The following is a 23,114-nucleotide window of genomic DNA, read 5'->3' on the forward strand; positions in this document are numbered from 1 at the left end:
AGTGAATTTCCTTGTAGGAATAACAAATTGCACGGGGGACTAGCCAAACCCGGCCTCGGCCCGTTATAATTTCGCTCCTTGGCCTGGTAGCTCAGTTGGTAGAGCAGAGGATTGAAAATCCTTGTGTCGGTGGTTCGATTCCGCCCCGGGCCACCAAGAACATACCTCACGCAACGCCCACTCATGCAAGTGGGCGTTTTTGTTTCCGGCGCCAAGAGTCCTCGGCTCCGGTCCATTTCCGGTGCAGGTAAGCACTGTGCTCCTAAACTCCAATAATCCGTCCTAACGACCCAACTTTTAGCTTTTCGCGTGCAGCTAGCCCTGGACTGCCGTAGCTCCAACAACGCTAATTTTGAAGCAATCTTTTGCTCTTACAGCATTTGAGAGGCCGTATCCTTCCCAAGCAAACTCGAGTCTGTCGTGCCGTGAGAATCTGCACGAATCAGGACGCGGAAATGAAGTATAGTTGACCACATTGTCGTAATGACTATCGATCAGCCAAAAGCCGTCGGTGGGGCTAAGCGCCAAGTCGATGTTATATTTGCAATTTTCACATGGCAACGTCCCGCAAGCCCATTCCCGTATTGATTTAACCGGAAATACCTTCCAAATTTTAACAACCCTCGCAAGCGACAGCTACCAGATTAAGGAACAACACAATGATGCAATTTCGATTGTCGAACACCGCATGGCAAATATTCGCGTCGGCGCTCGCCCTTCTAGGCACAGTGTACCTCCTTCTCGCTATTACCAATGCGGTTGAACCGATGTCGCGAGGTGAAGCAGGTGGATTAGGTGCTCAATTTAAAAATCCATTTTATTCCGCAAGTCACAAGCTCACGATTGAAGCTTTAGAATCGAATTCGCCGCTCATTCTCATTGGCGCAAAAGTGGGCGACAAAATTCAGACAGATCACGCTGAAGATGAAGAATTCCTTGATGACGGGGGCGAATCGGTGGGGTTGACGGTATTCCAAAGCGGGGTAGCGCACCATACAGTCATCAAAACAGCAATTACTCCGATATTGAGCGGAAAAATATGGAAATTCTGGGTCGAAGCGGCGCTCGCATGTGCATCACTTTTGTTCGGAATAGCGATCGCTTTCAAACAACCAGAATTGCACGCTTATCGCGCCTTGGCACTTTATTTTATTTTTAGCGCTTTGAACTTAACAGTACCTATTATGCCTGTCGGCGACATACGATTTGCGATGTCGTTTATATGGTACGCCACCCTACCGTTTTCCTCATACGCACTTTTTCTGTTTTCTGTCTATTACCCTAGCGACCTCGCCTCGGGAATTCGCGCATACTTTGTCCGCGCCAAAATTCTGTTTCAGTTGTTCACACTTTATTGGATGGCAATCTGCATTTGGTTTGCAATGGGGCACGAAGTACCATGGTTTGGCACCATGAATATCATTATCAGTACGAGTCTGACGTTGGCGACGATTATCGCCCTGTGGGACGGACTCCGCTCCGCACATGGAGAGTATCGTCAGAAACAAAGCTGGGTGCTGATGTGTTTTGGCATTTTGACCGTGTCAAGCATATGGACCTACTTTGATATCTCGTGGGAATTCGGGGGGTGGAAGGTCATACTAATACAGTTAGATTTGATTACAATTGTCTGCAATGCCGGTCTTGTCTATGCGGTCTTGAAGCATCGCGTTTTCAATTTTGGATTCGCCGTCAATCGCGCGATTTTTTACAGCGCCACGTCCCTGATCTTGTTGATCGCGTTTGGCATCGTCGAATGGCTGTCCGAACATTTACTTCATTTTGAAGGCCGCGAGGCGAATGTCTTGATTGATGGCGGCATCGCGCTTGGCGTGTATCTGGCGTTTCACAAGATACGGCATTTCTTCGAGCATTGGCTTGAGCGTCTCTTCTTTCATGAATGGCATACCAATGAGGCCAAGCTGCGCCTGTTCGTCAGGCATGCGGCACAAATCACCACCACCGATGCTCTGCTGCACGGATTTTCTGAAGAGATAAAACGTTTCACCGGCGGTGCGGGATGTACGATATATATGCAGGACGCGGAAGGTGACTACGAACAGAAACGCAAACCCGTTGCAAGCGACGCAGTGCACATCAATATCAATGACAGCATCTGTCTTGCGCTGCGCTCTGATCATGTCCCGATGCTATTCGCCGACGATCATCCTTTATTTGCACATAGACTTGCGCTACCGATGTCTCATCGTGGAGACCTTCAGGGGTTCGCACTACTGGGTGCCAAGCCGGATGGTGATGAGTATCGACCGGATGAAATTGACGTCCTTGGGCACGCAGCGCACCAAATCGGCTTGGACCTACATGCGCTTCAAATCGAAAGTTTGAAGGCAGTAGTGGATGCTTATGCAGTTAAGATTCAATCTCTGCAATATAGCATTGATCATCTTCACGCAGTGGTTGAACAAGTCGCAGGGAAACCGAACCAGATCACTGTGTGAGTGTTCGAATGGCGGCGGCAGAGTCGGCTGTTCAAAATACAAAATTATTTCGCAGGTTAGTGCACGTTTCAATGACGGCTATCGGGAAACGGAAGCCGCCGGATTAGGGCGGTATGGTCGACCTTGTGGCCGACCCAATCGGCGAAAACGAGCAGCAATAATGTACTAATGATGGTGAACACCAGCGCGCGGTTGATGACAAAGCCGATATCGAACAGGCGATGGCGCAGCAGGGCATACGCGAAACCGGCGTAGGCAACGATAGTCACCATGTGGGTACCTCATCCCATCGGCCAACAGCTATCTTTAATGAAAATCGCAGAGCCTAAGCTTGAAAATCCTTGTGTCGGTGGTTCGATTCCGCCCCGGGCCACCAAGAACATCGTTCACGCAACGTCCACTCAAGCAAGTGGGCGTTGTCGTTTCCGGGATTCGCAGTCCTCGTGTCCGGTCTATTCCCGGTGCCACCTACGCCCGGGCACTCACGCTGTCGGTTTGCAGGCACCTCGCCTGGTGTAAAACGCGCCGCGTTACATTCGTAGTCCTTGTGTCCGGACTATTTCCGCTACGCCGTCAGAACCGTCCACAGGCGCGTCGCGGCGAGCGTAGTACATTCAGTCTCCCAAGCAATGCATCTATCAACGCCCGCGACACGGGCGATAACCGCCGGGTAAGCAAGCGGTCTATCTTCTATCTGATAGAATCCCAAAAGAGCCGTTGTTATATTTACATTTCCAGCTAATCTAATGAACAAACAAAATCTCTCGGCTTCATCCTGGAAAATTCTTCTCATTTCCCTCGCCCTCGTTTATTTATCGTTCAGCATCTGGGCGACCACGTACTGGGAGCGGCTCACACCAGCGAAGGCGGGCACGCTGGCCGTGGAGTTTGGCGAACCGGATAGCGACTATCGCCTGCCGATCGTAGCCATCGCCGCGGATTCTCCGCTGGCAAAGGTCGGGGCGAAGCTCGGCGACAAGGTGTATTTTGAGAACTACATTGACATCAAACGCCAGTTGGGTACCGATGAATTGATCGGCTTAACCCTGTTTGACAACGAGCAGTCGCGGCATGTCGCACTGAAACCAATTGCCTATTCGGAATTCGCACTCTATCCGATCGCGGCGGGGGCGGACGCGGTGATGGCCTGGGTCTGCAACTACACAGCGCTGCTCATCGCCTTGCTGATCGGACTACGGCGCTCTGACAACGGCACCATGCGCGTTTTCGCTTTCATGATGCTGAGCTTTTCACCGCAGACCTTTATTTGGTATCTGCCGGGGGGCGCATTGCCCGAGCTGTTCATGAAAGTGATCCTGCCGCTCAATTATGCCGCGTATTACATCAGCCTCGTCTACTTCGCCTTCACGTTCCCGGACGACCGTCCTGCTCATTTCCGACTGCCTGCGGTGCGGCGCATATTTACGCTGTTTTCCGTGGTCGTGCTGATGTATGCGGCCTGGTATATCGCGGATGCGTTCCGCATACTTCCCTTGACAGCGCGCGGTCGGATTTCGATCAATGCCTTCAAAATGATGGTGCAGACCATTACGATCAGCCTGTCGCTGCTAGCGCTCTGGTATTCGTGGCGCCATAGCGTCGGCGTAATCCGCCGAAAACTGGCCTGGATCGGGATCTGCATGGGGGGCGTCGTGGTTGCCTTAAGCGCCGCCACCATTGCGACGGCGTTTGGCGCGCTGTTCGATCCCAGGTTTGGTATCTGCCAGGACACCGTCACGTTCTTCTGCTATGTGGGACTGGGCTACTCGATCCTGCGCCACAGCCTGTTCGACCTCGGTTTTGCCATCAACCGCGCACTAGTGGTCACGATTATCAGTGCATTGCTTCTGGTCGTCTTCGGCGTCACTGAATGGGGTGTCGATAAACTATTGCACTTCGAAGGACGAGAAAAGAACGTGATTTTCGATGCGGTAGTCGCACTCGGCATTATTCTCTGCTTCCATCGCATCCAGCACTGGGTCAGCCACCAGGTTAATCACCTGTTTTTCCACCACTGGCACAAAGCCGCTGAACAGCTTCGGCAATTTCTAGATAAAGCCGAGCATATTTCCGATATCGACGTGCTGCAAACAAGATTCAGCCGTGAGGTGAGCGCTTACGCGGATATCTCCGGCGTCGCCATCTATCTGCTCCGTGCAGACTTGGACTATGCGCTACAGCATGTGACACTGGCCAACGCGCCCGTCACGATCGATAAAAATAACGATGCGATAGTCGACGTGCGGCATACGCGCCGCATGGTCGATCTGATCAGTAACGACCACGGGCTACCGGGCCAGCTGGTCTTTCCAATGATCGTGCGAGGCCAGATCAATGGTGTGCTGCTGCTCGGGCAGAAGTTGAATGGCAGTCAATATCGTCCGGACGAGATCGAACTATTGGCGGTCGCAACACATCAACTCGGGCTGCACATGGAGAGCCTGCGAGTGGAGAATCTTGAGCGTCATTCCACTGTGTTGGAAACCCAATTGAAAACCGAACGCGCGGCGCACGAGCGCGAAACGACTTTGCTGCGCCAGATTATCGGCGATACCAGGGAGCTAAAACCAGCTGTGCTTTAAAGGGATGCCGGCGTCGCACGCAGAACCCTCCCGGGAGACGCCAAAAGCAGGTTGGTGTTTTCGTCCCCGCGACCATGTTACCGCAGCACAACCGGCTTGATTTTCTTCGCGGCCCGGTAATGGCCACGGTCATCGCCCATCACGGATATCGCCGTTGACATCGACGCGGATGGTGCCGTTCAGGCCGGGATGCTGGACCTGGCACAGCACCGGCAGGTATCTGGCAGGCTCCGTGGAACCGGCTCGCTGCATGGTCGCCGCCACCGTCATCGTAGCGGCGCAGGCGTACAGCGCGTAAGTCTGGATATCGCTGTGAAAGCACACATGGAAATGGGCCACGAAATCGTTGACGGCCTTCTCGTGCGCGGCGCCAACGCCGCCCGCCTCGGCGCGGCAGCCTCTTTGCAAGAGACGCCAACCAGACGCTCGTCTTGAAAATCCTTGTGTCGGTGGTTCGATTCCGCCCCGGGCCACCAAGAACATACCTCACGAAACGCCGATCCATGCAGATCGGCGTTTTTGTTTCCGGCACAAGAAGTCCTCGCGTCCGGTCTATTTCCGGCTTCGGCCCCTCTACCGAGCAACCGTCCAAATTGTCCAATCGTCAGGGACTTGTCCAAGAGCACGGCTGTAAGGGGCACTTATAGCCTGCTCGATGCACAAGCACGAACTCAGGTTCACCGTAGTGCCCCGACGCTCAAAGGAACTCCTGCAACTGCCTACCAAACGTTGCAATAGCCTATAATTACCCTCCCCCATGACTAGTCCGGCTTCACTGAGGTCCAACTCAACCGTTTACGTCGAACAGTAGAGTGCGGCAATCGGTGTCGAGGGGCAATGCAGCACTCATGCTTCCAGGCATGAAGCTGTTCAAATTTTGCGATAGGAAGAAAGATCTGGCATGAGATTTCGTATTTTAGTGAAGGGCAATGATGACGTTGCCGAAAAAGAAATAACTGTAGAGGTAGCAGTATCTCTAAAGATGAAATTCGGCAAAGATGAGGCCGCAAAAAAACTTGGCATTCCGGTCAGCGAAATAGTCAAAGTAACGCGAGTCTCGTAAGCACCTCCCGTAAGTATGCTGGACCGAAGTCCACTAATCGAGAATACTCTAGGCTGGGACAGGGGGCGATGGAGCACGCGCCCAGATGGCTGATTCCAAGTGCTAGATTTGGGCTGTCGCCCCCACAATGTTGAGTAAAATCATTGCTATACTAGCTCCCTTACAGGCTAGGGGGCTATGTTGACCACAAAAACAGCAATCGACACGACCAAGTTCAATCACGATGCGAAATTGCCTTTCGAACTTCGCATCAGCGACTTCGAACATGCAATACAAGACATCTACGATTTTTTCTTCGATGTAAATAATCTACTATCGACTAAAGGATTACACCGCCTTGACGACATGATGCGTCCTGCTGCGATGTCAGGCCTCATCTCGGACATGGTCACCGCTTCGCTCGCTAAGTTCTCTCGCTCATTGGTTGAGAATGATCACTTTAACGGTCACCCAGACCTCATCGTGCGAGGAAAATATGCAAAGAACGCTATTGCGTCTGGTACTGAAGGCGTCGAAATTAAGAGCACACGGAAATCGGGCGGAGCTGTCGACACGCACGGAGCACGAAAACAGTGGATGTGCGTATTCGTCTATGAAGTGGATAACGAAACGGAACCTGCCACCGAACGCCAGCCAATGCGCTTTACTGAAATCTACCTAGCATTTGTAGAGGAGTCTGATTTCCGTAGCAACGCCCGTGGTGCGCTTGGAACTCGCACTGCAACTCTGCACAAAGAGGGCGTTGCCAAACTGCGATCACACTGGATATACTTGGAAAAACGCGATTCCAACTAGACATGGTCATGCTGCGGCTAGAACAAAGAGATCTCAGTATCCTTAGCGGGAAGTGCGGCTAGTTGTGGAACCGCCTTCTTAGCCAGTTCGAAGAAAGCACTGTCCATTTCGACGCCGTGGCTGTTGTAGCCAATGGCGTTCGCCGCAGCTAGCGTAGAACCGCCTCCCATGAAGGGATCAAGTACGACTCCCTTACCCAGTGGAAGAACAGCACGAACTACTTGACGCATAAACGCTTGTGGCTTTAGTGATGGATGGGGGGCAATTTTCTTCTCGCTTGCTGGTGTTGGATGAGATCGAATTAGATCGCCAAACGGCCGCTCTTCTGAAGGTCTCCGAAATCCTCCGGTCCCCCAACGTCGTAAGTTATCTTGAACCCGGCCATCAAGCGGGGTTCGCAAGACAACCCACGGCTCCCACTGCGAACGCGGCATTACCGACACCCCGTCAAACTCCTCATGAGCATTTTTGGGGCGATCCCCACCACGCATGGTCATCACCTGCCTTGCAATATAGCCACGAAGTTCCAGTCCAGACTGGACCATCGCGTCAGCAACAATATGAGCTAGTAAAGGGTTTGATGCGATAACCACGTTCGCTCCCGGCACCGCGACCCTCGAAATAAGAGTCCCGAATCTGACGAAGAACGCGTGCAACGCAAGTCTATCGCCATCATTCAGCGTAGTAAACCGAGGTAGCGGTGCACGCTGGTGACCATCGAACGATGGCGGAATCCGCCAAACGCCTCCCTTCCCAGATCGCAACTTGGCTGTTTCCTTTGTGGTGTATTCGACCAAACCATAGGGAGGATCGGTGACGACTGCATGTATCGACGCAGGCTCTTGGGTAGCCAGCCATTCGAAACAATCAGCATGATGTAAACGGGCTTGACCAATATCCACGAATTTTCCTCCAGCAGCATGACCGTTGAGGTGTGGCGCACTCTTTAGTCGATATCGACCACGCCCAATTCGCTCGAAGGTCTTCGGAGTATTCAGACTCAAATACGAACGTACTGACGACGTCGGGACATCGCCAATACGATGCTTTACCGCAGCGACAATCTCGTCAGTCGACGCATCGCAACCGACCTTCGCAAGAAAGTCAACAATTGAATCTCGAATTACACCTGGTGCTAATGACATGAAATGAATCTCCCGTTTTCGGGAGAGAAGTTTAACTGTTTGACGTCTAGACGTCAAACAAGTTCACATGAAAAATCACAAACCGTGACATATATTTCATTCAGTTTGTCCGAGCCACGACCACCTCGAAAAAACATGCGGGATTTGCGACAGCGGCATCTCCGGCAAGCTTACCTCCGTATCGGCGCTTGCGACGACCGCAAGCAAATGGACCAGATTTCATGCGAGCGGCACTGTGAGCATGCTGCTGGCTAGGCGCGCCCACCTCAATGCCAAATCTTGCGCCTACTCGCGGTGATGGCGCGAAAATTTCCGTCTGTCCAACCACAACGAGGGCGCCAAATGAACCGCGCCTCCACACATGCCAAGAGAAAAACGAACGCGCTATCCGCTGGAATTCAGGATCGAGGCGATCCAGCTAGTGCGCAGTGGCCAGACTATCGCAGCGGCGGCAAGAATACGGGGGATCGCCCGCAACACGCTGAGCAACTGGGTGAAGGCCGAGATACACGGCAACCTGACGGAAGTGCCGAGTCGGTCGTTGGACGGCGAGGATACGGAGGTCAGCAGATTGCGAACGGAACTGGCGCGTGTGACGATGGAGCGCGACATGCTTATCAAGCTCGTCATCTACTTCGCCAAGGTCTAGCTATGACGAACATGTTTCCAACGCAGCGTGGCACTTGAGCGCGGATCGCCGCCGGGCGAATCCGCCGCGATTTCTGGCATATATGATGTTATTGGTGGGATCGAACCGAAGTCCCTGGCCGGTGCCGCACCCGGCCCTTCGGTTGTCACCCCGCTCACGCAGCCATCCCATCAATGTCGCTTGTTGCCCTGCTCGTCGAGCACGCAGCGCACGATATTTTCGACCAACCGCACATTGGACGGAGACAGGCGAGTCAGGAGTTCGACCACTGACACTAGCGCCGCCTGATCCTGCCCGACGAGAATCACGCCAGTGTGAGGGCCAACTTCATCATCTGCCGCCTCACTCGACTTCGTCGCCTTGCGCGCTCCCGTCCCGAAGCGCAGCCATTGCGGCGACACGCCAAGCCAATCAGCAAGTCCAACCAGCTTTGCTTGCGTCGGTATCGCATCGGCAAGCAACCACTTCCTGACGGTCTGCGCTGCGACCTTCGTAGCCGGGTAGCGCTCGTTGAATTCGTTCGCAATCTGCGTCGGGCTGGAGATAGGCAGCCCGATGCGGATGAACTCCTTCTTCAGTCGTGCGCTGAACTGCTGCCTTAGCTTTTCGTTGGTCATTTCCATAACGCAGGACGCTACCAACTACGCCAGTAACTCTACAGAACTATTAAGTTTGCGTAGTAACGTATAGTTACTATAAAATATTTCCACATGGCACCCTCCCGCCCCGGAGAAGCAGTTTCGCAACCAGCGTCGCCATGCGTGGCGACTCCATTCACGCCCTCAAGGAAAAAGACCTAATGACCAGATTTTCCCTCAACAAAAACGAAATCTCCGTGGCCCCCGAACGAGAGGCCTACAACGCCATCCGACGCAAGTACCAAGCCTTCGCAGAAAGCGCAGCCGATGATTTTTCAAGCGCGTACGCCGACAACTTCAAGAACATTAAGGACGTGCACGAAAACTGTACCGACGTCGCCCTTGGCCTATTGATGCCGGTCGTGGAAGAAGCAATTCGCGATTTGGCAACCCAAGGCATTTACGATGTGAACACCGACGAATTCGGGGAATATTTTTCCGGCCACTTCACTTGGCACGATGACTTCGCCGTCATTGACGACAAGTACACGACAATCATCAAGAAGACTGCAGATCTGGATGCATCCCGAACACAACGCCGTGAAGATCGTGGCCGCGTCATTGGCGGTGGCTTCGGATTGAGCGGCGCGGCCAAAGGCATAGCGACCGCAGGTGCCGCGAACATGCTCTTTGGCGCAGTTCACGGCGGCTTCAACCTGTTGGCGAAGGGCGCTACTGGCCTTGCAAACATGGCGAGTGAGAGTGCCATTTTCTCTGATCCAGCAACGAAGTCACATCTGACAAATGCCGTCTATCAAGTGGTCTTCAATACCCACTTTGCGCTCATCGTCGCACTCAACGACAAGCTGGCGACCAGCATCACGGGCTACGTTTCCGAAGATGCCGCAGCCAAGGCCGCGCGCCTACTTGAGAACATCGGAAAGGGCCGAATCCCAAATGAGGCCGTGACCAGTATGCTCATTGAGGCGTTCAGTCTCAACCCGTACGACGAGGGGTTCTATACCCAGTGGCTCAAGATGTACGGCGACAAAAATGGCGAACTGGAAGCGCTCGAAAACCATTTCGGCGTCTACGTTTCGACTAAGGCAAAGAAAGACCTCATCGCGGCACGCAAGGCGTCGTTGGATCTGTCAACACCTGATGCATGCAGACAAAGCCTGGATGCTTTGGAAGCATACGCGGTATCTATCGGATACCGTGGATTCGCCTCCGAAAAAGCAGACATCCTGGCGCTCTCGTCGGCGCTTGATCGGAACCGTCGAACCGTGAGCGGAATTACCTATTCGACGGTGCATGAGGCCAGCGCTGCACTAGATGAAGCAGCTAGAACCGTCAAAGGCGTCGTCTACCCCTCGCAAGCAAAAGCTGATGAGGAGCGGGCGAGGAAGTCCGTGGGTATCGGGTTGGGCATCGCTATATTCATGGTTCCCTATATCGCAGCGTTTTTCACCTTGCGCAAAGGATATAGCAAGAGCGTTCGCATCATCGCGTTTGGATGGGCTGTCAGCATATTTGCCCTCTTCCTGTTTGGCCCTACTAAGCAAAATGCCATTCCTGCTGTCGATGCGAAACCGGCGACGGAAAGTGCAGCACCTGCCGCAGCACCATTGCCGGCACCTGCTACAGCAGCGGAGCCGGCCCCGCAAAACGCCTCAGCGTTGGACCATTGGCAGCAACTCGCGGACGAAGGCAACGCCAAAGCACAGGTCAGTATTGGATCAGCTTATGCGAGTGGGAATGGCGTCCCGAAGGATATCGCTAAAGCGGCAGAGTGGTATCAGAAGGCCGCAGCGCAGGGAGAATCTGACGCCCAGTTCAACCTTGCTCGAATGTACGAAAGCGGCGAGGGCATGCCGCAAGACGCAGCCAAGGCCGACGAGCTATATCAGATGGCGGCAGCGCAAGGGAATATCAACGCGCTCGCTGTCGTCAACAGCAAACCAAAGTAGGTACACCCGGCGACACGTAGGGCCGCACCTGTTCGGCCCCACGTTCCATGACACGCCGAATCGAAGCCACTTTACTGTATATATCATTTATACGGTTACGACCGAATCAAACCGCCCGTCCAAAGCCCGACGCCCCTGCCATGGCTTCGGGCTTTTTTCATTTCAATTCACATTAAGGAAATACCGACCATGTTCAAGGTTACTGCATCGCCGACTTTCGAATTATCAAGCAACCGTAACCCCAAGCCCTCAACGAACGGCCTTCCGATACGCGTCAGCGCCGGACTGGTAGGCTTCAAGAACACGTTTCTGCCTCGATCACTCGACCTGGCGGTGACCATCAAGTACCGTCGATAGGGGCGGCGCGCACGCCGTGGCGAACAGCCATCCAAGGTGATCGGGCGTCGTGCCAAATTGCCGACAATTCCGCACCAGTCCATGAAGCCCCTGACATGCTAAATGTCACGGGGCTTTTCTTATTCACCCCGATATTACAGATGGAGAACTCCATGAGCAAAACTACTTTCCCAAATAAGCCGTCCGCAAACGTCCAGTCGTCCGAAGCCCCCGGCTCAGATAGTCCAGCCACCAGCAGCGAAACCGCCCAAACACCAATGACGCCATTCTGGCTTCTCAGTGCAGGTCAAGCCAAGAAATTGGGTCAGCAAAGTACTGGCCTCCTCAGCTATCACGTTCTAGCCGACCACCAGCGCCGTGACGTTCTTATCGCGGTAACGGCGAATGACGGTGGAGGATTCTTTAGCCGCGAGCGCGTCAACTTCCGGGTAATTGAGACCTGCCTGGAGAAGTACAAGTCGGGCCTGCCGTTCGTATCGAAGGCGCTCAAGGAAGCTTTCATTTCCAAATCGGCGAACAACGCCGGGTTCATTGTCGCCGTGCTACGTTCACTCGGCCTACTGGGGCCAGCACTGGAAGTATCAACGCAACATGTCATGGTTGGTGATTGGGCAGCATGGCAGCAAAAAATGCTCGCAGAGACCGGCACGCCAATCGAGTTAGTGGCTGAAATTGATGCCGAAAAATTGATCGAAGCTGCACCTGCAGCGGGTCATAAGGAACACAAGCAAACTCTCGGCATCGCCGCCAAAAAGTCACCATAATGACCCGCGTATCGATGAACGCCGGGCCGCACCTCGCCACGCTCGCCGAATCCGAGCGGTTGCCGCAAGGGCTGCTGCACTGGATGATCAATGTCCACGGCCTCTATATCTACGGCGGTCTGCTGAAAAGAATCATCGATGAAACTTCAAGCGTCCCCTTGGGCGACGTTGATGTTATCGCGCTCGACGCCAAGGTCATGCAGGTCATGACCGAACGCTTCGGGATCGTCTTCAGAAGGGTGCACACGACCAGCACGCACATGCACTACTTCATCGGCAAGGCCGGGCGTGGCAACAACAAGATCATCCACCTCGTGCTGCTTCGCTCACATGAGCAGGCGATGCGCTACATCATGAACAACCAGTTCAACATCGATCGCCTTGCTCTCTCCAACCACCATATTTTCTTCGATCCAAAATGTGGCCTCGACGCGATCTGCAATGCGATCCGAGCCAAGCGCGCCACCCGCATCCAGGGTGCGCGCGACATGACCCTCTTCGCAAAAAATCGACAGCAAATCGAACGCCACTACTCAATGCGCCTCAGGCGCAAGGGGTACATCGTCATCGACTGAATTTTCTAGCCCACCACATCCAACAGGAACCCAGCATGCCCGCAACCATCTACGTTTCCCAAGCTTCGCTCGACACAATGGCCTTGATTGCGCCGCTCGATTATTACGACCGCTGTACCCTTTCTGACGTTCCAGAGACCGACCCAAGCGGAAGGCCCGGATACTATCTCAAGCACCTTGACCACCTGGACGTTTCGGTCCTGCCTGAAGGCGCGCTTATCGCCCTGCATCTTGATGCGGGCGACAGCGCGGTAAGCTTTCCCGCCGACCTGCGCGGCTGCATATTCGAACATGCTCCCAGCCTTCCCCCTAACTACCACGCGATCATTTCGTACTGGTCAGGTACGACGTTCCATTCGAACGCGGGCGGTGCCGCGTATTACCAATGTCCGGCACAAACGTATATGGTGTCCCTCGCGCCGCTCCACGCCAATCCAGATCTGATAAGTAGCTGCAACAGCACGCCGCTGATCGATGCGCTCGTTTCGGAAGGCATCGTCGTGTCCATTGTCGGACTGCACAGCAAACTCGCCAACGCGTCGGACGACGACTTCGTATCCATCATGCTACCGATCGACAGCGACTTGGTTTGCTTGGATAACGGCGGCTTCCTCACCAGTCAACCCTATCGCATCGAAACAGCTCGTGCCGAGCACATCTTCCTGAAAGTAGGCGACATCAGACAGTCGCCCAACCCAGACGCCATTTACATCGACATCTTGCGATTCGAAGAGCTAGATTATGGCATGTATTATTAATAAGGCAACAATCAAGCGCTGTACCGACCTCAGCGGTCGGCACAGCCTTGCCCCGGAAAAGGAACTGACATGGCAGACAAGACTTCGCAACAAACACCCCTCCGTACAGCACCAGTATTATTCCCTCTCGGCGATCTCGTCGCCACTCCAGACGCGCTAAGCTTGCTGGAGCGTCACCGCATTAACCCGCTATCGCTCGTCGGCCGTCACCTCCAAGGCGATTGGGGCATCGTCAGCGAGTCGGACAGAAAGGCGAACGACTACGCTCTCAAGTCGGGAAATCGCATCCTATCGAGCTACGCGGTTGGCGAAAAAGACAGGGTGTGGATCATCAGCACTGCTGATCGAAGCTCCACCTGTATCTTAACCCCAAGCGAATACTGATCAAGTCGTTCATCCGGCTTCTCGGTCATCAAGCCTCCTGCGGAACAAAGCTGGCGCGGCAATACGTGTCAACTTCCTGATGCGGGCAAAGGCGGGGACAAAGCGCCAATAGCGGCATGTCAGAATGGGTTCCCCAAGGGCAGCGCACGCGCACCAAATTCGCCAGCCTCATCATCACGGTCCGTGACCGTTTACTGCCGATGCGCCAGCGGCGGTATTGCGCACCGTCTCCATCACGCCCTAGGCTGCGTATAGCTACCGGTTTTCCCACGAAAGCCCGGAGATGGACCGGAGGACGCAAGTGGTTTCCTACACCCGCGTCCGCCCTACCTCATAGACCGAGTCAGCGCGTGGGACTATGAACATGCCCACAACATGAGCGCACCTAGACCCTGGGATTTCAAAGACGAGCGTCGGCACGCGGCGGCGTGCCAGCGCTCGCCCTGTCCTGCGCCACCCCGGCCAAATTGCGCAGGATCGCGTTTTTGCTAATGACTAATTCGTTATGGCCGACCAGCAGGTCCGTTCCAAGTTGAAGTTACGGAGCACGGGACTATTTTCGAAAACAGGTTGACAATATACTTAATTGCGTGAAACAATCGATACCGCTGTGAATTGATTCTGATGAGCAACAAGGCAGCAACGCCTTCAATGTTGTCGGTCGCGATTACCTACCAAAAAGTCGCTAGAGGCCTCGTCAGAGGCATCGAAGAAAAAATCCCCCAAACCGCAATTGCTACACCAGTCCGGCGTACGCGACAACCGCGCATGCCATCGCCTCTTTAAAAATTTAGATCTGTACTACCGTGTGCACGGTGTGCACGCGGCCTCGTACGGGTACGGCCTATCTACCGGCGCGAACGCATTATGCGTGTCGGTGGCGTGGCCTATTCTCAAAAAGGAAATCCCCACCATGGTTACGCGCAAACTCCGATTTACCAACCGCTCTCTCGACGCGCTTCCACCGTGCCCGACCAGTTCGGCGTCAAAGGCGACTGAATACTCCGACCTGGAAGTCCCGTGCCTCAAGGCCCTAGTATCGAAGACCCGGGAAATCGTGTTCTATCACCGCTACGTCTACGGCAACAAAAAGCAGGCAATGCGTATCGGTGGGTATCCCGGAACTACGATCCTGGAAGCTCGCCAGCGCGTGCAAGATAACAAGGGCAAGCTTGACGTCAATATCGACCCAAAGGAAGAAACGAATCGAATCAAGGGCATGCCGACGTTCCGGGAGCACGCCGTCGCCTACCTTAAGTTCGTGAAGAGCTACAAGAGGTCGGCCAATGCGGATGAGAGCAAGCTGCGCCTTTACCTCAACGACCACTTTGCTGATCGCCGTCTTTGCGATATCAGCACGCGTGACGTTCAGGCCTACCACATAATGATTGCCAAGAAGCTATCACAAAGTACCGCGAACCGCCACCTTGCCTTATTGTCGATGCTCTTCAACGTCGCAATCCAATGGGACATACTGGATCGCTCGCCTTGCAAAAACGTCAAAAAATTTAAGGAGGACAACCAAAAACAGCGCTTCCTGAGTCCAGACGAAATCGGTAGGCTGTATCAGGCGATGGAAGCCGAGGAAAACAAAGTGGCGGTAAATGCCCTCAAGCTGCTCTTGCTGACGGGCTGCCGACGTGAAGAAATCCTGCAACTGAAGTGGGAAGACGTATCGCTGATTTCGGGGACGATCTTCTTACCTGAAAGCAAAACCGGTTCGCGTCACGTGCAACTCAACGCGGCGGCGGTCGAGCTGCTTGAAGGTATCGAGCGAGTCAGTCAGTTCGTGTTCCCAGGTCACATCGACGGCGAAAACAAGCCGCTCAATAACCCGCGTAAGTGCTTTACGCGTGTATTGACAGCGGCAGGCATTGAACACATCCGTTTACATGATTTACGGCATACTCATGCCAGTTTGCTAATTAATAATGGAGCAAGTTTATTTATCGTGCAACGCGCCCTTGGTCATAGCAATCCGATAACAAGTCAGCGCTACAGCCACCTGTCAGACAAAACTCTGCGCGATGCCTCTGAAACCGTATCAGCCGTCATCAGCAGGGCGAGCAAGAAGGCGGCTGATCAGGCTGATGCAGCACAGGCCGCTTGAAGCGAAACAATGCGGCAGTTCGGCCCCTTAGGCAAGGGGCTTTTTTTTCCGAATCGCCCTAAGTGCCCCAAGCAACTGCCGAATCGTCCAGGGTGCACAACCCCATTTAACCATGCGGCTCCTAGGTACGTGGGGTGCGCGGTCGATCACCCGGGTGGACTCGGACGACACGGACGATAGTTTAGTCGAAACCCGTCGGAGCATCTTTCCGTGAAAAATCTATCATTCCCCAAGGGAAATGATGTACCATACACAGCAGCAGGAGAAGTCAACAAGCCTTACTAAAAAAGGTCTGTCCACTTATTCTTGTGGATCTAGTAACGAAAGTTAATACGATCATACAGCCCTTCGGGCAGGGGTCTACGGACCCTACATTACATACAGGCAGGATTGCGTTTCGTCGGCGCCGTCCATCAACAATACGCCAAGACCACTGCATTCCATTCAAACCGTGTGCCGATATTGCCACAGCGCGAACGGATAGCGCCTACTTCGCTCGGCCAACAGCCCTGCGCCGTACAGCGCTTGCAGCGCGAAACAGATAACGTGCCTAGCGCACGCACTATCGGCCCTTCGTGATTTTGTTAATTTTTTCATTAACCAATTCACCTTAGGAGCAGCTATGGCTACTACTCATCAATTCAGTATCGACTTGGTCCGCAACGTCGCATGGACTCATTGCGAGAACGGCCCGTTGGACCTGCGCCCAGAAACGGCCGCCCAAAATGCAGGCTACCTCGATGCCTCCATTGACTTCGAGGCACAGTCCTTTCATCCAATGCCAACGGAAGGCGAGCCCATTCCCTGCTGGTCTCCAGGCTACGTCGAGCACGCCACTCACGCTGTGGCGACCATCCGCGCCGACCTGATGGCCGTCACGATGGCAGGTATCACCGCTCACGAAGTGCAAGGCTGGCTGATCAAACACAACATCGCTGGCTTGGTCTGGCCAACAACTGCGAACACGCAACTCCGTCCGACCTGCTGCATGATGATCCTCCTCAACCGCACGGTTCATGAAGAAGCCTACAAGCAGGTATTTCAAAAGCTGGCCCGCGACGTTTTCGCCGAATGCATCGATCCGACGCAAGCCGATTGTCGCTACCGCTTCGACTACCCTCGCACACCTACCGATCAATCACAGCTTTTGCGCCACAACGGCCATGCTTTCCCCGTTGACTACGCTATATCGCTCGACGTGATCACCAGCGAGGCGATCGCCGACTACGCGGCGACGCAGGCCGTCTATATCCAAGAGTAATTGCAAACGCGGGTAGGTCAGCGCCAAGCGCCTGAACTACCCGCTTGCTTCCACCGATACCAAAAGCGATACAAAATGAATACTCCAGAAAAACTGCCTGCACAGGTAGCCGATGACAGCGCCGACGATTCGCACAACCCGCTCAGCGAGAAGGCCCAAGAAAAGGAAAAAGCATTCCAAAAAATATTTGCCTTCGTCCGCAAGCCATTCATGCTTAGCTGCAATAAATCAGGCACGATCCACGCCACGATTCTGGCGGGCGACGTACTTGAAACCATGCAACTGACCTCGGCCCGCATCGGCAGCAAGATCAAGAAGATGATCCGCGATGAGTTCGGTTTTCGCGCGCCAAAACAGATGGTCGCCGAGCTGGTCGAGGAACTGCAGGATCAGGCCAACGACGCTCCCCTGGAGGTACATGAGGTCCACCATCGGGTCGCGCTAGGCACGAAAGGCCAGATTTTCGTCGACCTGCACGATGAGGGTAACGTCGTGCTCGAAGTCGATAAAAATGGCTACCGCCGCCACGATTTCGCGGCGGAGGCACCCCTGTTTATTCGCACGGCGGGCATGACGGCGCTACCGGACCCGGTCGGTGTCGCTGGCAACCTCGAATTGCTGCGTAGCTTCCTCAATTACGGTACGGAGGGCAACTGGATCCTGCTAATCGTGTTCATCCTGTACTCGCTGCGCCCGCTAGGTCCGTATGTAATTCTGATCGTCTTGGGTACAGCCGGATCGGCCAAATCCACGTTTAGCCGCCTCCTGCGCATGCTGATCGACCCAAGTTCGGTGCCTACTCAGGCGCTACCGAAGGCCATCACCGACCTGATGATCACCGCCTCCAATTCCCATCTGCTGGTGTTCGACAATGTCCGCACTTTGTCGGTGGATATTTCCGATGCCCTTTGCCAGCTGGCAACGGGCGGCGGTTCACGTACCCGGACGCTGTATACAAATAGTGAGGAAACGCTGGTACACGTTACGAAACCGTGCATTCTTAACGGCATTGATGATGTCGCATCTCAGCCCGACCTCGTGAGCCGCTGCATTCTGATGGAACTGCCAACCATTACGGTACGCCGAACCGAAGAAGACCTCAACAGCAAGTTCGCAGCAAGCAGCGGTGCCATCTTTGCAGGCCTAATGGATGCACTGAGCAAAACGCTCGCCGAGCTAGACAACGTGACCGACGTGCCGGAAACCCGTATGGCCGACTTCGCCCGTTTCGGTGTGGCCGTCGAGCGCGCCCTGAAATGGTCTGAGGGCAGCTTCAAGGATGCCTACGCACAAAATCAGCAACAGCAGATGTCCAACTCACTGGGCGACGATCCACTGGCCGCCGCAATACGTACTCTGGTCAAAACCGAAGTGGAGCCGGGCATGGCCTACACCAAGACGCCAACGGACCTGCTGGCCGCGCTGCGAGAACTGGCGACGCGCATCCAAGTCTCCGACAAGGCGTGGCCCATGTCCCCGCATTCGTTGAGCAAGCGCCTGAAGAAAATCGAACCTGCCCTGCGCGCATGCGGCGTCGGCGTCACGTTCCAGCACTCGGGCAACCGCACCATCTCCGTAAAACGCCTGGAAAACTTCAAGAAGTAACGCGGGCCAGTCCGCCCTGTTCTCTTCGTGACGATGCCCCGCCTGCTCGCGCCATCCCGGCGTCGGGCAAGGCGCGGCAGCACGGCTAGGTGGCAACACTCCACCGCCCACTATCAAATCATTAGGAAATAAAATGAGCACATGCACTATCACAGAACTGAAGGCAAAGCGCGACGCCCTGGACAAGCGTATCGCTAACCATCAGCCACTCGCGCACAGCGCCGCCGTCAACAAGGTGTGTGCCTTCGCTACCGAGCGCGGCATGACTGAAGATGACCTATTCCCCGCGCCAATCGACCCGGACGCCGATCCTTACGCTTTCATTGAGGACGAATCAGGACGCGATCCCGAGTACGAGCCCTTTCCTGAGTTTATATACCAAGATACGTTTGGCTACACCTTCATGGCCGACCTCAAGGAACAGCACGACAAACTCGATGCGGAACTCCAGGCAATCCAGCACGAGGCCATCGAGAGGGTACGTACCTTTATCAGCGAATATAAGCTGACCAAGGAAGACATCTACCGCATGACCTGCCTAGCAAAATAGAGAACACTCCAGTCCTCGGGCCTGCCCGCTTGCACCTCCGGGTCAACCAGGCAGGCTATCGTGACAGAATAGGTGCCACTTGTCACGTTGCCAACATAGGCACCCCACAGCTCAACAAGAGACGTGGCAAGCGACCCGGCGCTGCCTGCTTGCGCCACCGCACCCATGCAGGCGGGGCATCCTCAGAACGGCGCGCTCGTCGTCAAATCGCCCTCCCCCATGATTTTTTTCGTTCCACGCACAAGAATCGACCGAATCGACAAGCGACCGAAACTGGATGACTCTGCGACCAGTAGGTTTCAGCGACAGGAGCTGCCGCCAAGGGCTTAGGGTAGAATCATTGAATGACCAATCCTACCCTCACGTTCACCCAAACTGTCGTTCCTTGGCTGGCGCTTGGCCTATCGATGATTGCCGGTATTATCGGCACTCTTAGCTATCGATTGGCTATTCAAAACCATAGGGAACTAAAAGGCGACGAAGTGCTGGTCCCGGGAATCTTGCACAATCCAACTCTCTCGCATCCAGACCATGAAAATTGCGTCCTTCAGACAACGATAATTAATAAGTCAAAGCGCAAAGCCTACATCAATGGCGTACAAGTATTTAGTAAGGACAATGCTGAGATCGATGTCAACTGGTCAGACCGTATTGACCCCTACGGGAACCCAGAGGGCAGCGGTGCACAGATTATCGCTGTTGTGGATGCTGCGTCCGTTTGCATCCGAAGATGCGACGGGAAGGCGTTTAGCGACGTCCGCGTCGAGGTCATGCATTCCTTCGACGCAAAACCTATGATCTTGATCTTTGATCCACTAGCGGGATGGCAGGGTTACTTCGCTCAGTAAAATCGCCGTACCAGCATACGGATAAGCCCTCCACGAGGCGACAATGAGTGACCTCACCGGACGAAAGTCCACGCTACCGCTGCGATCCCTTTTTCGTTAGATGGGCGAGGACATATGCCAAACAGGTGAGTATGCGGGATGAAATTTTAAAGAGGTAATCTATGTTAGCGTTTGCGCAATCTGCGCTCGGCCGTGCATCACTCACGCTTTTGATTGCCCCCTGCCTTGCGCCGGCGCTGGCGTTGGGTGATGAGATCACGATGGCTTTTGGGGAGAAGATCCCGCCTTTCTGTTTTCCCGAGACAAATTCGGGCATCGAGTTGGAGGTGATCGGCTTGGCGCTGGGATACCGAGGCCACACCTTGAAGCCGGTGTACTACCCGTTTGCCCGTATTCCGGTGGCATTCAAAGCACACAGGGTGAATGCCGCGATGACTGACTTGGGTCACGATATGGCCGCTGTCGGTGCTTATTACGGCGATCCAGCAGTGTTTTATAACAACGTGTTCATCAGTCTGAAGGAGCGTAAACTGGTAATTCACACGCCAGCTGATTTGCGAGGCTTAAGCGTGCTGTCGTTTGCTGGAGCTGACAAGCGCTATCCAGAATGGCTGGGACCAGTGAGAAAGGCGGGACACTATTTCGAACAGAACGACCAGTCCCTGCAGGTGCTCACGCTGGACATCGGACACTATGATGTGGTACTCAGCGACAGTAATATTTTCAAGTATTTTACGATGCTCGTCTCGCAGAACAAGTCCGTCCCGCTCAAGCCGGTGGAGGAGCATGGTTTTGTGAACTTTGACCCGATGGACTATCGGCCGGTATTCTGGGACAAGAAGTACAGGGATGATTTCAATGTAGGCCTAAAACATATCCGCGAGAATGGACGCTATGAGGCCATCTATCGGAAATATCTTGGCAATGATGCGATGCCAAAGCCGAAGTGAATCGCTCCCTCGTCAAATCAACTTATGCATCCATCCTGCTGGCCGTTCCATAAACACCTCACCGAAAAAAGGTGTTGCGACGACCGGTTGAATCCGCCTAATACTGCGCCGACGACTATCGGAAACTGGTCGCACAATTCGGCATGCGGGCAACCATGTCGCGCAAGGGGAACTGCTACGACAACGCGCCGATAAATAGCTTCTGGGGTAGCTTGAAGAACGCAGTGATCCACGCCACGAGGACCAACGCGGAAGCGGCCATCAAGGAGTACATCGAAATCTTCTACGATCGCCAGCGGCGCCATTCGCGCCTTGGCCATGTATCGCCGGCGGCGTTCGCTGAAAACTTCAGAAATCAGGCGCTGGCTGCTTGAAACGGACGTGTCCATTATTGACAGTGCACCTCATACTATTCGAGCCGGCTAGGCAAAGACGTCAGCCTGTCGCTGGACGTGCAAGCCGTCGACAATCCCGCGTACAACCGCAGTCGCGGTCCGGTCCGTATCTGCCCCGTGCGGCTGCACGCCGAGCTCTAGCCGACAGTCGGGTAAGCCGGAGCCGGCCTATCGCTGGCTGCGGTAGGCCCGCCGGCGAAAGATGCGGTGCCACCATCTCGCCCAGTAGCAATGACGGCCATGCAAGCGCCACAGCGCTGCGGACCGTTTGGCAGCCATAACTAATCAGCCATATGCAATCGTCGTGGACAATTGGACAATTTGGTCGTTAAATGGAGAGAATAGTTAAGAGAAATTCAGCGGTCTGATCTGCATCGACCACGCCCACTGATGATCGCAGAGCACTTGCCTGCGGACTTAGGAGGGGCTAATTGAATCGCTTAGCGACGACTCCGTGCATGTCAGCCTCCCACCTTGGAAACCAGATCGCACCCACTCAGCATTCCGTTTGGTCTCCCCCCAAAATTGGATGGTCTTTGGCCGGGCTTCAGGTATATAGCTTGTGATTGGATGGGGTGATAGGAGTGCCGCTGCGTCAGGAAGACACCTCGGCCCACACTCCCCGGCACATGAAAACCGGCCGGTCCGTGGCCGGTTCATTGCGCAGATTTCGAGCCGATAGCAAGCTCAATGAGTCCGGGGAAAAGTCGCTATTGCGAGAGGGAACCGGAATGCGATGGGTATGCAGGTTCGCCGCCGGATTGCATACCCAACATTTTAGGGATCGCTTGGAAGACCTTGACGCAGCGGATTTAGCTGCTTCTTGCACGCCGGACCCTAAGATTGAAAATCCTTGTGTCGGTGGTTCGATTCCGCCCCGGGCCACCAAGAATGCTTCAGAGAGAACGCCAACCCATGCAGGTTGGCGTTTTTGTTTCTACAGCTAAAACTCCTTGTGTCGGTCCATTCCCGGCACGCGCAGACTCTGCCGCCCAGTTTGCTGCCCGACGAAAAAGCAAATTATCGCCCTCGTCGAATGGCACTTCAGATCGAAAGCCAAACCAGCTTTTACCCTCCTCTGCGACTGAAGTGACGTTCAGGTGAGGAAACCAATCATAGTAACGTGTGGTGTTGCCGCGTACATAGGATTGCGGGGATCGTGCCATTTTTTCGTTTCGTCGCGCAACCAGCAACTCGTAGCGTGCCCCGGGAGTGGGTAATTTCATTTTACGTTCGCCATAAAATAGATAGATTTGTCGAAGTGCGTGGCGCTCAACCTGTCACACGTACCGATCAGCATTGTGCTCCGCCGCACG

21 protein-coding genes, 1 tRNA gene and 1 pseudogene are annotated in these 23,114 nt (G+C 54.3%); 18 read left to right on the forward strand and 5 right to left on the reverse strand.

Features of this window, described 5'->3' with window-relative positions; translation table 11 throughout:
• Positions 1–80: 80 nt before the first annotated feature.
• Positions 81–156 (forward strand) — tRNA-Phe (locus Q0S71_RS21015).
• A gap of 503 nt (positions 157–659) precedes the next feature.
• Complete coding sequence (locus Q0S71_RS21020) at positions 660–2,459, forward strand: GAF domain-containing protein (protein ID WP_296000018.1); 1,800 nt, start codon at positions 660–662, stop codon at positions 2,457–2,459.
• A gap of 68 nt (positions 2,460–2,527) precedes the next feature.
• On the opposite strand, the gene Q0S71_RS21025 is transcribed toward Q0S71_RS21020, so the two are convergent.
• Positions 2,528–2,731, reverse strand: a complete 204-nt coding sequence (locus tag Q0S71_RS21025) for a hypothetical protein (protein ID WP_296000019.1) — start codon at positions 2,729–2,731, stop codon at positions 2,528–2,530.
• 474 nt (positions 2,732–3,205) lie between these two features.
• On the opposite strand from Q0S71_RS21025, the gene Q0S71_RS21030 reads away from it, so the two are divergent.
• Positions 3,206–5,041, forward strand: a complete 1,836-nt coding sequence (locus tag Q0S71_RS21030) for a GAF domain-containing protein (RefSeq protein ID WP_296000021.1) — start codon at positions 3,206–3,208, stop codon at positions 5,039–5,041.
• 129 nt (positions 5,042–5,170) lie between these two features.
• On the opposite strand, the gene Q0S71_RS21035 is transcribed toward Q0S71_RS21030, so the two are convergent.
• Positions 5,171–5,449: a hypothetical protein gene (locus Q0S71_RS21035; RefSeq protein WP_296000023.1), complete on the reverse strand. Its 279-nt coding sequence runs from the start codon at positions 5,447–5,449 to the stop codon at positions 5,171–5,173.
• Positions 5,450–5,942: 493 nt separating this feature from the next.
• Between Q0S71_RS21035 and Q0S71_RS21040 the strand changes: the two genes are divergently transcribed.
• Both Q0S71_RS21040 and Q0S71_RS21045 read left to right on the forward strand, forming a co-directional pair.
• Positions 5,943–6,104: a hypothetical protein gene (locus Q0S71_RS21040; RefSeq protein WP_296000025.1), complete on the forward strand. Its 162-nt coding sequence runs from the start codon at positions 5,943–5,945 to the stop codon at positions 6,102–6,104.
• A gap of 177 nt (positions 6,105–6,281) precedes the next feature.
• The gene (locus tag Q0S71_RS21045) at positions 6,282–6,899 is read left to right on the forward strand and encodes a hypothetical protein (RefSeq protein ID WP_296000031.1); all 618 of its coding nucleotides are present in this window, start codon (positions 6,282–6,284) and stop codon (positions 6,897–6,899) included.
• 17 nt (positions 6,900–6,916) lie between these two features.
• Here Q0S71_RS21045 and Q0S71_RS21050 read toward each other — a convergent pair whose 3' ends face one another.
• Entirely contained in the window at positions 6,917–8,044 is a 1,128-nt protein-coding gene (locus Q0S71_RS21050; RefSeq protein ID WP_296000034.1) for a DNA methyltransferase, read from the reverse strand.
• A gap of 361 nt (positions 8,045–8,405) precedes the next feature.
• Here Q0S71_RS21050 and Q0S71_RS21055 point away from each other — a divergent pair, with 361 nt between their 5' ends.
• Positions 8,406–8,693: a transposase gene (locus Q0S71_RS21055; RefSeq protein WP_296000036.1), complete on the forward strand. Its 288-nt coding sequence runs from the start codon at positions 8,406–8,408 to the stop codon at positions 8,691–8,693.
• A gap of 170 nt (positions 8,694–8,863) precedes the next feature.
• Here Q0S71_RS21055 and Q0S71_RS21060 read toward each other — a convergent pair whose 3' ends face one another.
• Positions 8,864–9,310: a hypothetical protein gene (locus tag Q0S71_RS21060; protein WP_296000038.1), complete on the reverse strand. Its 447-nt coding sequence runs from the start codon at positions 9,308–9,310 to the stop codon at positions 8,864–8,866.
• A gap of 182 nt (positions 9,311–9,492) precedes the next feature.
• On the opposite strand from Q0S71_RS21060, the gene Q0S71_RS21065 reads away from it, so the two are divergent.
• From Q0S71_RS21065 to Q0S71_RS21120, 12 genes and pseudogenes are all read left to right on the forward strand, one after another.
• Entirely contained in the window at positions 9,493–11,241 is a 1,749-nt protein-coding gene (locus tag Q0S71_RS21065; RefSeq protein ID WP_296000040.1) for a tetratricopeptide repeat protein, read from the forward strand.
• Between the two features lie 509 nt (positions 11,242–11,750).
• On the forward strand, positions 11,751–12,362 hold the full coding sequence (locus tag Q0S71_RS21070; RefSeq protein WP_296000042.1) for a hypothetical protein: 612 nt from the start codon (positions 11,751–11,753) through the stop codon (positions 12,360–12,362).
• Positions 12,362–12,937: a hypothetical protein gene (locus Q0S71_RS21075; RefSeq protein WP_296000044.1), complete on the forward strand. Its 576-nt coding sequence runs from the start codon at positions 12,362–12,364 to the stop codon at positions 12,935–12,937. The genes Q0S71_RS21070 and Q0S71_RS21075 overlap by 1 nt, the downstream gene beginning before the upstream one ends.
• Positions 12,938–12,972: 35 nt before the next feature.
• The gene (locus tag Q0S71_RS21080) at positions 12,973–13,695 is read left to right on the forward strand and encodes a hypothetical protein (RefSeq protein WP_296000046.1); all 723 of its coding nucleotides are present in this window, start codon (positions 12,973–12,975) and stop codon (positions 13,693–13,695) included.
• A gap of 69 nt (positions 13,696–13,764) precedes the next feature.
• Positions 13,765–14,079: a hypothetical protein gene (locus Q0S71_RS21085; RefSeq protein ID WP_296000048.1), complete on the forward strand. Its 315-nt coding sequence runs from the start codon at positions 13,765–13,767 to the stop codon at positions 14,077–14,079.
• A 913-nt stretch (positions 14,080–14,992) separates the two neighbouring features.
• Positions 14,993–16,189 (forward strand): site-specific integrase, encoded by a 1,197-nt coding sequence (locus Q0S71_RS21090; protein WP_296000050.1) that lies wholly within the window; start codon positions 14,993–14,995, stop codon positions 16,187–16,189.
• Between the two features lie 622 nt (positions 16,190–16,811).
• On the forward strand, positions 16,812–17,450 hold the full coding sequence (locus Q0S71_RS21095; RefSeq protein WP_296000052.1) for a hypothetical protein: 639 nt from the start codon (positions 16,812–16,814) through the stop codon (positions 17,448–17,450).
• Between the two features lie 75 nt (positions 17,451–17,525).
• Positions 17,526–19,055, forward strand: coding sequence for a hypothetical protein (locus Q0S71_RS21100; protein WP_296000054.1), 1,530 nt, complete (start codon positions 17,526–17,528; stop codon positions 19,053–19,055).
• Between the two features lie 133 nt (positions 19,056–19,188).
• Entirely contained in the window at positions 19,189–19,605 is a 417-nt protein-coding gene (locus Q0S71_RS21105; protein ID WP_296000056.1) for a hypothetical protein, read from the forward strand.
• A gap of 344 nt (positions 19,606–19,949) precedes the next feature.
• Positions 19,950–20,453, forward strand: coding sequence for a hypothetical protein (locus Q0S71_RS21110; protein ID WP_296000058.1), 504 nt, complete (start codon positions 19,950–19,952; stop codon positions 20,451–20,453).
• A gap of 161 nt (positions 20,454–20,614) precedes the next feature.
• Entirely contained in the window at positions 20,615–21,403 is a 789-nt protein-coding gene (locus Q0S71_RS21115; RefSeq protein ID WP_296000060.1) for an ABC transporter substrate-binding protein, read from the forward strand.
• Between the two features lie 95 nt (positions 21,404–21,498).
• Positions 21,499–21,777: pseudogene (locus Q0S71_RS21120) on the forward strand (integrase core domain-containing protein); the annotation flags it as partial.
• A gap of 917 nt (positions 21,778–22,694) precedes the next feature.
• Here Q0S71_RS21120 and Q0S71_RS21125 read toward each other — a convergent pair.
• Entirely contained in the window at positions 22,695–23,024 is a 330-nt protein-coding gene (locus Q0S71_RS21125; RefSeq protein WP_296000062.1) for a hypothetical protein, read from the reverse strand.
• Between the last annotated feature and the right edge of the window lie 90 nt (positions 23,025–23,114).

Origin of the sequence: Rugamonas sp., assembly GCF_025354735.1 — a bacterium.
GTDB lineage: Bacteria > Pseudomonadota > Gammaproteobacteria > Burkholderiales > Burkholderiaceae_D > Rugamonas.